The 14,616-nt window shown below is 54.8% G+C and carries 14 protein-coding genes and 2 tRNA genes; 12 read left to right on the top strand and 4 right to left on the bottom strand.

Going from position 1 to position 14,616, the window contains the following annotated elements; translation table 11 throughout:
• The first annotated feature begins 206 nt into the window (after positions 1 to 206).
• The 3 genes from QXF46_07920 to QXF46_07910 all read left to right on the top strand — a co-directional run bounded on the left by QXF46_07920 (position 207) and on the right by QXF46_07910 (position 943).
• Positions 207 to 321 (top strand) — tRNA-Trp (locus QXF46_07920).
• A 190-nt stretch (positions 322 to 511) separates the two neighbouring features.
• On the top strand, positions 512 to 757 hold the full coding sequence (locus QXF46_07915; protein ID MEM0226786.1) for a 30S ribosomal protein S17e: 246 nt from the start codon (positions 512 to 514) through the stop codon (positions 755 to 757).
• A gap of 69 nt (positions 758 to 826) precedes the next feature.
• Positions 827 to 943: transfer RNA gene (locus QXF46_07910), tRNA-Glu, on the top strand.
• Positions 944 to 1,008: 65 nt separating this feature from the next.
• Here the strand turns inward: QXF46_07910 and QXF46_07905 are convergent.
• The gene (locus QXF46_07905) at positions 1,009 to 1,872 is read right to left on the bottom strand and encodes an NAD(+)/NADH kinase (protein ID MEM0226785.1); all 864 of its coding nucleotides are present in this window, start codon (positions 1,870 to 1,872) and stop codon (positions 1,009 to 1,011) included.
• 103 nt (positions 1,873 to 1,975) lie between these two features.
• Here QXF46_07905 and QXF46_07900 point away from each other — a divergent pair, with 103 nt between their 5' ends.
• The 9 genes from QXF46_07900 (at position 1,976) to QXF46_07860 (ending at position 13,106) form a co-directional block, all read left to right on the top strand.
• A complete protein-coding gene (locus tag QXF46_07900) occupies positions 1,976 to 2,380 on the top strand; it encodes a translation initiation factor IF-5A (GenBank protein ID MEM0226784.1) in 405 nt (134 codons plus the stop codon).
• Between the two features lie 261 nt (positions 2,381 to 2,641).
• Positions 2,642 to 3,151 (top strand): NAD(P)H-dependent oxidoreductase subunit E, encoded by a 510-nt coding sequence (locus tag QXF46_07895; GenBank protein MEM0226783.1) that lies wholly within the window; start codon positions 2,642 to 2,644, stop codon positions 3,149 to 3,151.
• Entirely contained in the window at positions 3,148 to 5,121 is a 1,974-nt protein-coding gene (locus QXF46_07890; GenBank protein MEM0226782.1) for an NADH-ubiquinone oxidoreductase-F iron-sulfur binding region domain-containing protein, read from the top strand. Before QXF46_07895 ends, QXF46_07890 begins: the two co-directional genes overlap by 4 nt.
• 9 nt (positions 5,122 to 5,130) lie before the next feature.
• Complete coding sequence (locus tag QXF46_07885; GenBank protein MEM0226781.1) at positions 5,131 to 5,784, top strand: 2Fe-2S iron-sulfur cluster-binding protein; 654 nt, start codon at positions 5,131 to 5,133, stop codon at positions 5,782 to 5,784.
• Positions 5,781 to 7,067 carry a nickel-dependent hydrogenase large subunit gene (locus QXF46_07880; protein ID MEM0226780.1) on the top strand — a complete coding sequence of 429 codons (1,287 nt, stop codon included), beginning with the start codon at positions 5,781 to 5,783 and terminating at the stop codon, positions 7,065 to 7,067. The genes QXF46_07885 and QXF46_07880 overlap by 4 nt, the downstream gene beginning before the upstream one ends.
• 9 nt (positions 7,068 to 7,076) lie before the next feature.
• Complete coding sequence (locus tag QXF46_07875) at positions 7,077 to 8,357, top strand: hypothetical protein (protein ID MEM0226779.1); 1,281 nt, start codon at positions 7,077 to 7,079, stop codon at positions 8,355 to 8,357.
• 161 nt (positions 8,358 to 8,518) lie between these two features.
• A complete protein-coding gene (locus tag QXF46_07870; GenBank protein MEM0226778.1) occupies positions 8,519 to 9,907 on the top strand; it encodes an MFS transporter in 1,389 nt (462 codons plus the stop codon).
• An 80-nt stretch (positions 9,908 to 9,987) separates the two neighbouring features.
• Positions 9,988 to 10,707: a hypothetical protein gene (locus QXF46_07865; GenBank protein MEM0226777.1), complete on the top strand. Its 720-nt coding sequence runs from the start codon at positions 9,988 to 9,990 to the stop codon at positions 10,705 to 10,707.
• Between the two features lie 32 nt (positions 10,708 to 10,739).
• A complete protein-coding gene (locus tag QXF46_07860; GenBank protein MEM0226776.1) occupies positions 10,740 to 13,106 on the top strand; it encodes a DNA polymerase II in 2,367 nt (788 codons plus the stop codon).
• 1 nt (position 13,107) lies between these two features.
• On the opposite strand, the gene QXF46_07855 is transcribed toward QXF46_07860, so the two are convergent.
• The 3 genes from QXF46_07855 to QXF46_07845 form a co-directional block, all read right to left on the bottom strand.
• Positions 13,108 to 13,776, bottom strand: coding sequence for a hypothetical protein (locus QXF46_07855; protein MEM0226775.1), 669 nt, complete (start codon positions 13,774 to 13,776; stop codon positions 13,108 to 13,110).
• Positions 13,773 to 14,051, bottom strand: a complete 279-nt coding sequence (locus QXF46_07850; GenBank protein ID MEM0226774.1) for a hypothetical protein — start codon at positions 14,049 to 14,051, stop codon at positions 13,773 to 13,775. The genes QXF46_07855 and QXF46_07850 overlap by 4 nt, the downstream gene beginning before the upstream one ends.
• Positions 14,052 to 14,104: 53 nt before the next feature.
• The coding region (locus tag QXF46_07845; GenBank protein ID MEM0226773.1) for a hypothetical protein at positions 14,105 to 14,616 on the bottom strand (512 nt) is incomplete at its 5' end.

The raw sequence follows: 14,616 nt of genomic DNA, 5'->3' as shown, positions 1-14,616 counted from the left end.
CACAGGGGTTTCCCCGCAGTTCAGCCGCGGCTGTGGGGTTACCCTGTGCGGGGCTGAGCCGGTGACATGGGCCCCGATGAAAATGGGGCTCGAGACAGGAAGGCCCAAGGGCCTACAGGCCCGAACCCCGAGAGTGCGCAGTCGCAGTAAAAGCATATAAGCCGGTCGAGTACAATGCTTACCTGGAGGTGGGCGAGGAAACGGAGGGGGCCGTGGCCTAGCAAGGTATGGCGGCGGTCGCTTAAGCGGCCGAGGCTCCAGGTGCACTGGAACTCGGGGGTAACCCGCAGGTCCCGGGTTCGAGTCCCGGCGGCCCCACCACCGCCTTCAATTTTCTCACATCTTTATAGCATTCGCGCCGATAAGGCTGATGTAGAGCGATGATCATCAAGGTCTCAGAAGGCGGTAAAGTGGGAAGATCACGGATGAAGTTAAATGTGAAAATAGAAAATACCGCTCATCGGACCCAGGGTAGAGTATTTTTAAGGAGGTTTGTGCACCCCTTCGTTCGATGGGGAAGGTAAGACCCCTCTATGTAAAGCGCACAGCGAGGAGGTTACTCGAAAAGTACCCAGATAAATTCACAGAAGACTTTGAACATAATAAGCGTGTGGTAGGCCAGCTTATAAGCGCCAGCAAAAAGGTGAGGAACAGAATCGCGGGTTACATCACACGTTTGATGAAGCAGCAAGCTAGGCTAAAAGCGATGGAGGTGGCAGAGGCTGAAAGCGTACCTGTTGAGGAGGAAGGCATCTGATTAGTGCTTATTGGCCGATGGCTGAAACGAAAGCCATTAAAAGCGTTGGAGAGTTACCTCTCCTAGAGCGCCCCGGTCGTATAGCCCGGTCAAGTATGCCGGCCTTTCGAAGCTGAGGCCTGAGGATAGCCGGAGTGCGGTCTAGCCGCACGGATAACCCGGGTTCAAATCCCGGCCGGGGCACCAATGGATACTCGCTCTCGATCGCTGCTATCTAGGTTTGGGAAGGCGGGTTATGCACCCTTACTGGATCAGGCAAAGTGGCGTTCAAGCGTCCCTTCTCGCGCTGGTACTAGATCTAGCAGCCTTCTCATCAACTTGAGTTTGAGCTTCTCCCCCAGGTTTACCTTAATGAGTTTGAGGCTTACAGGCGATTTAGCCACCATAATTTCGCAATTGTTAAAGTTGCTGGTCAGCGCTCCATCTATCACCACACTACAGCCACCCTCGATCACCACCGTCAGTTTACGTGTGGCGGAAGCTACGAAGGGCTTCAACAGAGCTGAAAACGGCGCTAGAGGAGTTACTATGAACGCCTCAAGCAAAGGGTCCAGAATGGCTCCACCCGCTGACAGTGCGTAAGCGGTGGAGCCCGTAGGTGTTGCGACGATAAGGCCGTCAAGCCGGCCTTCCATTACCAACTCATCGTCCAGGAGCACCCTCGCTCTAAGGAGAACGCCGCAGCGTGATGTGAGTATCGCCGCCTCATTGGCGAAGATGGAGCGCCAATTACCAATAACCACCTCACCAACAAGTCGGGTTTCGATAGTGTACTTGCCCTGCGCGACGAGCTCGAGCGCTGGAATTGCGTTGTCCAACGTCACCTCCATGAGGAAGCCTAGACTATCGCCGCTGTTCACGCCCAGCAGGGGGATTACTCCCCGTGTTTCATGGAACGCTTTAAGCAGCGTCCCATCACCACCAACCACTAGGGCAAAATCTGCCCACCCAACTGCCTGCTCGGGACCCAATCTTGGAGAGTCACTGGGGAAGGGGCAGGCCGAGTGGATGGCAACCTGGAAACCCTGTTTCTCCAAGAAGTTCTCCAGCATTAGGAGTTTCTCCTTGCTGACCGTCGGTTTTACGTAAACCCACACGCGCGTAAAGCCTCGCATGCGAATCCTATACACCCGGTTAACAGATCTTATAAGGCATTCACGGCTTTCACGATTAGGCAAGGTTTTAATAGTGGGTAGGACTGCGTCCGTGTGAGAGACGATGTCGACGAAGCCCGTAGATGCTGGGTCCCTAAAGGAGGGCTCTTTCGTGGTAATAGATGGCGAACCCTGTAGGGTCACGGAAGTCGAGAGATCAAAGACTGGAAAACATGGGTCAGCTAAGGTCCGCATAGTCGCTATAGGGATATTTGATGGTGTGAAAAGGACCCTAATCGTCCCTGCAGACTCCAAAGTCGAAACTCCAATCGTGAGGAAATTCCCAGGGCAGGTTCTCGCGTCTCTCGGCGGTGACATAGTTCAGGTGATGAGCCTGGAAGACTACTCCACCTTTGAGGCTCCACTACCCGACGATCCTGACGTCAGATCAAAAATAGAGCCGGGAGTAGAAGTGGAGGTTTGGAGCATAATGGGACGCTACAAGATAATGCGTACGCTCAAACGCTAAAGCAGCAAGAGCCAAATGCATATTACTGAGGGCATGCATGGTTAGGCAGAGTGATGAACCAGGCTTGACGGATGCATGACGAGGATCTTGAGTGCTGATGCCTCACCTTTTGGTCAAAAATCGATCCAAAATGTAAATAAATTGAAAAATAAAGTGAATAAATAGATAGTACGTGTGCCTTTTATGCTATATATGATAGCCGAATATCTCTACCTAGTCTTTATACCTTTCATTTAAAAGGTCGGAATACGCAGCATCTCGATGAGTGAGGAGGGATGTTCCACGACGCCCCAATACGAAATGTTCAAGGGGCTGCATAGAGCGCCCTACAGCCTACTGGAAGCTCTGAGGAGGGTTCAGGCGGTTTACGGTTACCTGCCTCTCGAGGGAATAAAGATGGCGGCCGATTACGTGGGCGTGCCTCTCGCTCAGGCGTACAGTGTAGCGACTTTTTATCACCAGTACAGCCTCGAACCGATCGGGAAGTACAGAATACTGGTGTGCATGGGAACCGCTTGCCACTTAAGAGGGAATGGGCTCAATCTCGAGTTTCTAAGGACCATGCTGAACTTAAAGCCAGGTCAAAAAACTACGCAGGACAGAATCTTTTCAGTGGAAGAGGCGAGATGCTTCGGTTGCTGTGGTTTAGCACCGGTTGTCATGATACTGAAGCCTGATGGGAGCAACGAAATTATTGGAAGGGCTACGCCCCGTAGCCTTCGAGCGGCCGTAGAGCGTTACCGTAAGCTTGCGCGGGGTGGTGAAGGTTGACGTGGACATTGCTCGATAGGTGCTGCGAAAGGTGCAGCCACAGTCCGGAGAAGCCTTGCCGCGATTACATCGAGTGCCGGCTTAACGGGCCGCTCTGCCACAGTGACGAGGAGTGTAGAGAGCGCAGGCGTAGGAGGCTTAAGGAGCTAAAGTACGGGGAGAAGGGTGCGAAGGTAAAAGTCCCGATGGCTAGCTGCACGCTAGCGACGGGGGCCGAAGGCATCTACAACGCAGTACGGGATGCCATTAAAAAACTCGGTTTGGAGGCAACAGTAACCATAACCGGGTGTCACGGGCTGGACTTCATCGATCCTTGGCTGGAGTTCTCAGCCGTAGGGATGCCGACAGCCATCTACGCAAACGTTAGGCCGGGCGACGTTCCTAAACTTGTCGAAAAATACTTCGTTAAGCATGAGGTTGAAGGAGCGTTCGCGCTGTGGGAGAGGACAGGGACGGCCAAGGGAGAGGAGAAAGTACCGCTGCTCAACGAACTGGATTTCTGGAGGAAGCAGGTCAGGTGGGTTTCCCGCAACTGCGGTGTCGTAAACCCGGAGTCGCTTGAAGAGTACGTAGCTAGCGGTGGATACAGGGGGCTGAGCAGGGCTCTGAAAATAGGGCCTGACGCGGTTATCGACGAGATCCAGAAGAGTGGTCTACGCGGTAGAGGCGGCGCAGGCTTCCCGACGGGGCTCAAGTGGAGGCTTACGAGGCAGCAGCCGGCGAAGCCCAAGTACGTTATCGCAAACGCTGACGAGGGGGACCCAGGAGCCTTTATGAACAGGCTCCTAGCGGAGTCTGACCCCTTCAGGATTGTTGAGGGGCTGACCATTGCGGGCTTCGCTATCGGCGCTGAAAGGGGTTTCATCTTCGTGAGGGCAGAAAAGCCCCTAATGGCGAGGAGGCTTCAAAAGGCTGTTGAAGAAGCGAGGAAGTGCGGTTTGCTGGGTGAAAACATACTTGGTTCAGGCTTCAGCTTCGACATAGAAGTCATTCTGAGCGCGGGAGCCTTTGTCTGCGGCGAGGAAACTGCGATGATAGCTGCCATAGAGGGGAAGAGAGCTTGGCCGCGGCAGAGACCACCCTACCCTGCCGAGAAGGGGCTCTGGGGGCAACCGACGGCTGTGAATAACGTAGAAACTTTGGCCCACGTTGCGACGATAATGGCCGAAGGAGTGGAAAAGTTCACCGCGTTGGGTACTGAGAGGAGCAAAGGCACGAAGATGTTCTGCGTAACCGGTTCGGTCAAGAGGGTTGGAGCATACGAAGTTCCGATAGGAACTAGCCTCAGGTACCTTGTGGAGGATCTCGCGGGAGGGCCTCCGGATGGGGTGAGAATCAAGGCTGTACAGATAGGAGGTCCCTCGGGAGGCTGTGTACCAGCTCAGTTGCTCGACCTGCCAGTCGACTATGAGACGCTGCAATCGGCGGGTGCCATTATGGGAAGCGGCGGTGTAGTGGTGATCGGGGATGACAGCTGCATGGTAGACGTTGCGAAGTTCTTCCTCACCTTTACTTCCGCTGAATCCTGCGGTAAGTGTATCCCATGTAGAGTGGGGTTGAGGGTCATGTGGGGTATTCTCGATAAGATAACCCGGGGCGAGGGAACCGAAGAGGACGTCACTACACTGCGGCAAGTAGCAGAGACGGTGAAATCAATGAGCCTGTGCGCGCTGGGTGGTACAGCCCCTAACCCTGTCCTTACAACGCTCCGATACTTCATGGACGAGTACATAGCGCACATTAAGGATAGGGTGTGCCCCGCCAAGGTCTGTTTAGCCCTAACTAGGTTCATCATCGATGAGGTGAAATGTATAGCTTGCGGGCAGTGCGCCGCGAACTGTCCTGCTAATGCGATTTCGAAGACTGACGGCGGCAAGTACCGGATAGACCAGGTGAAGTGTATAAGATGTGGTGTTTGCTTCACGGTCTGCCCCGTTAGGGCGGTTTTTAAAGCCTCCGGATCGGGGTGATGAGCCTTGGTGAAGGTAAAGATTGATGGTAAAATAGTGGATGTCGAACCGGGTACAACAATACTGGAAGCCGCTGAAAAAGCGGGGATCAGCATACCCAAGCTCTGCGTAGTACCCGGCTTGTACGAATCGTCGAGCTGCCGGCTCTGCGTTGTTAAAACCCCTGCGGGCCGCTTCTTCCCTGCCTGTAACTACCGGGTTTACAGGGACGAGGAGTTCATTGCCTCATCACAGGATCTCTGGGAAATGAGACGAGTAAACTTCGAGCTGGTCTTGAAGTTCCACAGGATCGAGTGCTGGCAGTGCGAGAGGAAGAGCACTTGCTCACTGGTGGAATTATCTAAGGAGCTCATGGTAGAAGGCATACCCGTGTGCTCTGAGTGCCCGCTGCCGAAAGATGAGTGCCTACTTCGTAAAGGCTTGTTGTGCTTAGGGATGATTACCCAATCGGGTTGCAACGCAGAATGCATAGTCGGTGGCGGCGAATGTTGGGGTTGCAGGGGGCCGATAGCGAGAGCCGACGTCCTGGGGCGAGCTTTCGAGAGGTACGCTGAGCTGGGTTTCGACCCTCAGTTGGTTCTAAGTAAGGCGGAGATCTTCTGGAACTCGCTGGAGGAGTTCGCGATCGTTAAGAGAGTTGCCAACGAAGGTGGGGTGAAATGAGCGGTAAGTTGGCTCTATTCATCGAGGAGGTTCCGGCCGTCGCGGGAAAGGTCAATGTTAAGATCGAGGGGGAGCGAACAAAAGTGAGAGTCGAGTTTGGCGTGGCCCAGGAGCCAAGGTTCTTCGAAAGGTTCCTTAAAGGCAGACCAGTAACTCTAGCGCCTTGGGTCATGTCGAGGATTTGCGGTGTCTGCAGCCAAGTCCACCTCACGTGCTCGATAGAAGCCGCCGAGAAAGCGCTAGGCCTGAAACCAAAACCGGAGGTACTCTCGCTCAGAGAGGTGGCGAAGGGCCTCGAAATAGTCCAGAATAACGTCGTTCACGTGCTTATGTCCATACCCGACTTTACGGGCCACGGTAACGTTGTGGAGTTCTCTAAGGCCCACCCAAGCCTTTTCAGTACGCTCATGGCTGTGAACTCGTCGCTACTCGAGGTAAGTAAGAGGGTGGCTGGAAGGTTCGTCCACTTGCCTAGCCTGGGAGTGGCTACGCACGGCAAGCCGGTAAGCGTGCACGAATTGATTTCGGCCAGCAAGATGCTGAAGGGCGTCGCAAACAGTTTGATGGAAACGGCAGAGGAGCTGAGCAAGGTGTGGGAGCCACTCTGCGAGGGCTTTAAGGATCCAGCGCCCACGTACTGCGTGCTTAACGCGTCGCAGCAAAAGTATCCCTTCTTCTCTGACGAGTTGCTCTTCTCCGATGGAAGGGTCGTGAAGGCTGGGGGGTACGCGCAGGCGCTGGAGGAATTCGCAAGCCCCTACTCGAATGCCCACTACGTCCTCTACAAGGGGGAGCCCTTCTACGTAGGATCAAGGGCTAGGCTTAAGGCCTACCGGAGCTTCCTACCCAAGGAGATAATCGACCTTGAGAGGACACTTGCCGTGGACTTCTCCAACCCCTTTGATAACGTTAAAGCACAGTATATCGAGGCGGCGTACGTGGCAGGCCTTTTGGCGGAAATCTTAGACGAGCTAGCGTCAAAGGGTGAGGGAGTGCACCCCCACGTCCTAACGGAGTGCCCCGAGGTTGACGGTGAAGGCGTGGGGCTGGCCACAGCGCCGCGAGGCGTCCTGATACACCACTACAGGGTTGCTAAGGGGAGGCTGGAGTACGCAAACATCATCACTCCAACTGTTATGAACGCGAGGCACATAGAGGTTACGGGCGAAGCCCTCGTAAAGTGGGCCGTCGAGAACGGCATAGAGGACGAGGGGCGCATCAAGCGTTTGGTAGCAGCACTCGTGAGAGCTTATGACCCATGCCTCCCCTGCTCCGTGCACTAGGTGGTTGGAATGAAGGTGGCCTTCTTCTCCTTCGGTGCCTGTGAGGGCTGCAGGTACAGGATAATCGGTGAGCTGCACAAGCTGACATCGATCCCTAACATCGAAATAGTCAGGGAACCACTGCTGGGGCTCACCGAAGACACCGAGTACGACATCGCTGTTGTAGAAGGGGCGGTCACAACCCCTGATGTTGAGAAGCTCAAGCGAATCAGGAGTAAGGCGAAGTACTTGATCGCGCTGGGCAGCTGCGCGAGGCTGGGCGGGATTACGACGCTGGGGTACAGGCTAGGCCTGAAACTGGAGGAGTACGAGGCTAAAGGGTACGCTGACGCTCTTCCACTCCACCGTTTCGTCAAAATCGACAGCTACGTGAGGGGTTGTCCAGCCAGCGTGGACGAGTTGGTCGCTGTTCTCAACGCGTTTTCCCTGGGGTTCAACCCCTCAAAGTACGAGAGACGCTTTGAGTACGAACGCTTAACCCAGGATCTCGTAATCAGCGATGACTTCCTGAAGCTGGATCCTGGGAAGTGCATAGTGTGTGGAAGGTGCGTCGAGTTCTGCGGTCTTGTGGAAGCTCACGCGCTCACCCAAGCGTTTAGGGGGTTCCGAGTTATAGTGAGCACACCGGCACAACTGCCCTTCCTCGAGGCGGGTTGCATCAGATGCGGGCTTTGCGCTGCCTACTGCCCCGTCGCAGCCGTGACGTACAGGAGCGACGTAGAGGAGGCGATCAAGCTGATGCGCGAGGGGGGCACCGCTGTCGTAGAGACGTACGCACTGGAAAGCGCAGCCACCGCGCTTGGTGTTAAGCCCGGTCAAGTTCTCTCATTGCTAACGGAGCTCGGCTTCAGCAGCGCAACAGTCGTTAACCCCCTCGAGGGAACACTGGAGTACGACGGCATTGTACCCTTCAGCTCGGCTGAGGAAAGATGGTTAAAGAAGCGTTTCCCGAACGCGCCCGTAAAGGGTCGTGTCAAGCTTGGAGGCGAGAGAGGCACGGTTATCATAACGGCTTGCGCTGCAAGGAAGGAAGATCACAAGCCGGCTATAACGGCGCACGAGCTTGTCGAGCTCGCAAAGAACTCTAGGATCACTGTGACCGACCTACCCGAGCAGCCGGTGAACACGAGCCGCATCGAAGGTGTTAAAGTCGCCGTAGGGCCAACAGCTTGCGCTAAAGCCGTCGAGGAGTACCTTAAAGGTTCCGTAAGCCGAGTAGTCCTGCAGATCTGCCCAGGAGGATGCTCACGAGGATCAGGTAGCCCCTATGTGGTGCTAGTTGCTAGATAATCAAAGCGAAAGGAATAGTTCTATAATATCAACTATCCCCTTCTCTTTCTATTTAATTCGCTTCCTTCTTCGACATACCACCCAAGTGCCTAGCAGTTACGCCTGGTGTAAAATAACGGAGAAAAACAATAAAGGCATGTCTTAGACAGCGGCGCCTTAGCATGTCCTCAGCGCTCAGAGATCTGAGGAGCTCGTCGCGTGGCTACAAGGTGAGTGTCGTTGAAGGTGCGCTCACAGTGTTCGGCTCAGCGCTGATAAGCCCCATGACAACACCCCTACTGCTGCGCTTGGGGACCGACGCGACCACGCTCGCCCTCTATACAGCCGCTGTTCAGGTCTCCACACCCCCTCTTCAGCTAACCGCTGCGGTTCTCCTCGACAGGTTCAGAGAGAAGCGGCTGATGATCATGACCCTGTTCGCGGCGGTCAGCAGGGCTACCTGGCTTGGCGTACTACTGGCGATTATCGGAGTAGCTGGAGGCGCGCGGGAAGTCATGCTGCTGCTATGGTTGTCTAACGCTCTAGGCATCTTCGCGGGCCTAGCGTGGACCGACCTGATGGCTGACCTTGTTGAGCCAGAGCGTCGCGGCAGACTGTTTGCGCTGCGAAACACTATTCACGGTGTCATCAACATCATTGGGCTTGTTCTTGCGAAGTTCATATACGATACGTACGGCTACCCTCAAGGGTACGCAGCGGCATTTGGAGTGGGTACGCTCTTCCTACTAGCCGCAGTCCCACTACTGTACATGTACGGTGACCCCGTCAGGCCAAGGGGCTCCAACCTCCGTTTGACGAAGGTTTTCTCGACGCTGAAGAATAGCGAAGTGATAAAGGACTCTGGCGCGCTAGCAACGTGGTCCTTCTCCGTCAACATCGTCGCTGCGATATGGAACTACCACTTGTACACAGCGTTCAAGGCCGATGAAAGCTGGTTCACAGCGATCAACCTCGCGGGCGGCATTATCGGCACTTTGGCGAATCCGCCGTGGGGCAGCTTCTACGACAGGTTCGGGCCCCGAGCAACGTTCCTGATCTCGGGGCTGGGTATAGTCTTTGTTCCAGCGTTCTTCCCTCACCTACCAAGCCTTCCTGGCCAAATCGCGCTACAGGTTTACTCCTCGTTCCTCTGGACGGGCTTCAACCTAGCTTCGTTCAACTACGCCATCGCCTACGGGGCTGAGTACAGGCACGTCTACATAGCCGTCTACAACACGATACCATCGATACTCGCGGCGGTGGGCACTAGCTTAGGGGCTTGGCTGTACGGCTACGCTGGTCCAGTTGCGTTCTACGCGTCCTCAATCCTCCGTTTGGTCAGCCTGATCGTCTTGTACAGAGTAGCGGCCGCCAGAGGAGCAACGTACGAGGAGCTGAGGCTCGCCAGCCACCTTTACCCTCTTTACGTGGCGGGCAGGCAGGCCTTCCACGCCACATACATTGAGTTCATATACGCTGTACGGCTACTGTACGCCACGCTGACAGTTGCAACGCTGCTCGTCTTACTCCTAGCGCTCTACGCGACGGTGCTAAAGCTGCTCGGCTTATGACGAAAACGTACTGTTATCGGAGGTTTTAGGGCAATCCACTCTTACGCAGCGTTTTTATACCATCGTACAATCGCCACGCTGTGCCGGATCTTATACAGGCCATCCTGGATAACCTAAGGTTCCTACTCGACGAGTACACCGCTGCCCTAGCGTACATCTTGCCAAGAACTCTAGCGATGATTCTTACATTGGTTTTAGGATGGGTCTTAGGCCGCTTGCTGGGCAAGCTTGCCGCTACTATCGTTAAGCTAGGTAAGGCCGATGAAGCCCTAATGGCCACACCGCTAGGAGCACACTTGAGCAAGGCAGGCTACACGCTGTCCACGTTCGTAGATCTCGCCACGCGGGTCACAGTGTACGTTCTCAGCGTCGCCCTGGCGATAAGAGTACTGAGAGTGCCTGAAGCCGAAATTGTAGCTCAAAGTTTGTTCGTTGTGGTGGGGCGGATAGTCGCTGGAGTGCTTGTTTTAATCGTGGGTTTACTCATCGTCGAGAAGATCTTTGAGTTCGTGGGTAGGATTTTCAAGGAGACGAGCGTTGGGGTTTCAGCTACGATAAACGTCGTGCACGGTATAGCGATCTTACTCATAGTAACGGCGGCTCTCTCCTCGGCTGGAGTCGATCTGACGCCAGTAACGCACGTGATCGTCGCGTTCGCGCAGGGGGCGGGGATCGGGCTCGGCATCGCAGCCGTTCTGATCGCGATCGCGCTCTATCGTGACGAGCTTCTGAAACTCCTGGCCTCAATTCGCGGCAGAGAATCAGTGCAGGCGGGGAAGGGAAAAAGCATCGAGGACTAAACTTTAATTCCACCCAGGGCCTATTGACTGAGATGCTGAGAGAGTTCTGGCTGCTAGACGCTAGCTACGACGTAGTGGGAGGTATTCCCGAGGTTAGGCTCTGGGGTATCGACAGGAGTGGCGAGCGGGTTGTCGTGCTGGATAGGAGCTTTCGACCTTACATCTACGTTCTCCCGGAGGAAGGTTCAGAGGAGCGTGTCGCAAAGAGGATTGCGGGGATCGGTGGTAAGTTCGGTGTGATAGGCGTCGAAATCGTTGATAAGAAGTACTTCGGGAAACCGGTTAAAGCCGTTAAGGTAACTTTAATGTCGCCTCGCGTTGTGCCTCAGCTCCGTGAAGCTGTAGCCAAGCTCGAAGGTGTACGCGAGGTTCTAGAGGCCGACATCCGGTTCTACATGCGCTACATGATCGATAAGGGCGTGCGCCCCTGCGGCTGGCACTCGGTTGAAGTCGAGGAAGTCCCCAATGAGCGCGGCTGGAGGGTTGGGAAAGTCTACCTGGCTAAGTCTGCGCCGCAGTACTTGGGCCCCGAGGACCCTCCCGATCTAAGGGTCTACGCCTTCGATATCGAGTGCTACAACCCCTTTGGGGAGCCGAACGCGGATCGCGACCCGATCATCGTGATATCGGTGAAGCGGGGCGGCGAAGTCAAAGTGTTCACGGCTGAGGGGAAGGATGATAAGCCGGCGATAGCGGCGTTCATCGAGGATCTGCAGACATTTGACCCCGACGTGATCGTTGGTTACAACAGCAACCGTTTCGACTGGCCTTACCTGCTGGAACGCGCTAAGCGCCACGGATTGAAGCTCGATGTATCGAGGGGAGGAGGGGAGCCCACTCCCAGCGTGTACGGTCACTACTCGATAGTGGGGAGGGCCAATGTAGACCTGTACGACTTCGCTGAAGAGGTCTACGAGGTTAAAGTTAAGACGTTGGATAACATAGCGGATTATCTTGGCGTAAAGAAGAGAAGCGAGAGAGTACTGATCGAGGGGCACAGAATCCACGAATACTGGGACGACCTGAGCAAGAGGCCGCTGCTCATCAGGTACTCCATCGATGACGTTGAGAGCACGTACGGTCTCGCTGAGAAGTTCTTACCCTTCGCCATCCAGCTGTCAAACATCGTCGGTCTTCCGCTAGACCAGGTTGGCGCAGCTTCCGTTGGGAACCGAGTCGATTGGTACTTGATGAGGGCCGCATTCGAGTACGGCGAGTTGATACCGAACAGGGTTGAACGACCGTACGAGCCGTACCGCGGGGCGATCGTGCTCAAGCCTTCACCAGGCGTTCACAAGAACGTGGCTGTACTGGATTTTACTTCAATGTACCCCAGCTTGATGATCAAGTACAACATATCCCCCGACACGTACGTTCCACCCGATGAGGTAGTCGATGATTCCTTAGTCCATGTTGCGCCAGAGGTGGGGCATCGCTTCAGGAAGGATCCTCCAGGCTTCTACAAGAAAGTTCTAGAGAACTTGCTCGAGGCCAGGCGGGCGATCCGTGCGAAGATGAAGGGTTTGAATCCGGATTCACCTGAGTACAGGCTGCTTGATGAGAGGCAGAGAGCGTTGAAAGTCGTAGCGAACGCGAGCTACGGCTACTGCGGTTGGGTGGGGGCTAGGTGGTACAAGCGTGAGGTAGCTGAAGCTACGACGGCGTGGGGGCGGAAGACGATAACCGAGACCATAGCTCTCGCGAGAAAACTGGGCTTGAGGGTGATCTACGGCGATACTGACAGCTTGTTCGTGGTGTACGAGCCTGAAAAGGTGGAGACGCTGGTGAAGGCGATTAACGAGCAGCTGAACCTTGACATCAAGGTCGATAAAGTCTACGTTAAGGTCTTCTTTACGGAGGCGAAGAAGAGGTACTGCGGCCTCCTCGAAGACGGGCGTATCGATGTGGTCGGGCTCGAGGCCGTGAGGGGTGACTGGGCGGAGATAGCCAAGGAGGTTCAGGAGAGGGTTATCGAACTTATACTGAAGGAGGGTGATGTGGGGGAGGCTGTTAACTACGTGAGGAAGGTGATCGAGGACTTGAGAAGCGGGCGCGTACCCCTCGAGAAGCTGATCATTTGGAAGTCCCTGGGCAAAGGGCTCGACGAGTATGAGGTTGAAGCTGCCCATGTCGCTGCCGCCAGGAGGCTTATCGAGAGCGGGTACAGGGTGACGAAGGGCGGAAAGATTGGCTTCGTGATCGTCAGTGGCTCGGGTAGGCTGGCCGACAAGGCCGTTCCGTACATCATGGTGAAGAGTATGAGCGAGTTAGATCTGGATTACTACGTGAGGAAGCAGGTGATCCCCGCTGCGATGAGAGTTCTGGAGTACTTCGGCGTGAAGGAGAACCAGCTGCTCGAAACCGCTCAACGAACGCTGCTCGACTTCTTCGGTAGTTAAGCTAGGAGGTTGTAGAGTATATGGTGATGAGGTAGAGGTCGTCGGCGGACGAGTTTAGCAGGTCGGCAGTATCCTCGATCATCTCCGCTATGTTGAGAAGCAGGAACATGATGTGTGCGGGAAGTTTTGACTCTAGAGTTGAGAAAATAGCCTCTCTGTACAGCGAGTCCATCTCCTTCTCGTAGCTCGATATCTTACCTCTGGCTTCGAGAGCGCGGTCCCTGTTTACGAGAGCCGAGTTCATCATAGCTAAGTAACTGTCCATCATTGATACTAAAAGCGTCGTCATCTTCGTCAGAAGATCTCTCAGAGGCGGAGGTGACTCCCAAGGCTTTGCGAGTAGAAACTCTATCCTATGGGCTAACCCTCCCAGCTTATCCACGATGCCTCCTATCTTGGAGAAGATCCCCAACCATTCCTCCCGTGTGTACAGCGATGGCGCAATTCGGGAGAAGTAACTGAGGAACTCCTGCTGAATCCTTTCCGCATGCTTCTTCTGCTCTCCTATCTCCGCCGAAGCAGCTCGAGGCTCTGCCCCTGCTCCGCTCGTGAGCAAGCTTGACAGGCTCTTAGCCATTTCTCTGGCTGCTAGGATCTCGTTGCGTAGCAGACTCATCAACTTCTCGTCAGCAGTCGCTGGGGGGCCCCCTGCCGCGATTGTGACGCTCAAGTTCTCTCACCCCCAGTGATTAAAGCCCGTGTAGCAGCTATAGTGTTATCGGCGATCCCCAGCTCCCTCATCTCATCGGAGTTGCACCAGACCTCGTTCTCCGGAACCTTATCTAGGGGGAGCACGGTGAAAACGTACCTCTTCTTGCCACCGATCACTATCTCAACCTTATCCTTAATACCGAGGTACTCCATAGCTTTTGGGTTCATCCTAGCCTGGCCCCTTGGAACCTCGTCGCGCCTCCTCACTCGCAATCGCCGCTCTCTAACGCCCAAGATCGCACCCGCGATCTGCTTGAACCTGACAGATATAAGTGTTGCTCGAACCGTTACCCAAATTTTCTAACATGGATCAGCTTGACGACCCCTCTCTCGATAACGATGGCATCACCCCTTTTCAATACCACGGGGTCAAGGCCCAGCGATTCGAACTCCCGCGCGAGCATCGCGTGAATCAGTAGAAGCTCAGCGTTGTTGATGATGCTCCACGCTATCTCAGTCGGGTTTTGAGCGACCGCTATCATGCACTCGCCATACTTGCGGAGCTCTGCAAACATCCGCTCACCTATCGTCGGTTCAGAGTCTAACCGACGGTACGGTATGATGTTCCAAGCTTCCTCTACTAGCGTTGCGTGAACAACACCCTCCGCTATCCCTCGCTTGATCGCCGCGTTGTAGAGCTCCTTTAGCAATAGGAGCGAAAACAGTTTTTTAGCGTAAATACTTTTGAAGACACTTAGATCGACAGTGAAGCATTTATTGAAAAAACTTTCCGCGACTACGTAACCGTTGAGTGCACGGGCTATCCTACCCTCAGTCATCGGGCTGATCCTTCTGACCA

Source organism: Thermofilaceae archaeon, assembly GCA_038731975.1.
GTDB lineage: Archaea > Thermoproteota > Thermoprotei > Thermofilales > Thermofilaceae > JANXEW01.
This window is presented reverse-complemented; position numbering and strand designations above follow the sequence as displayed.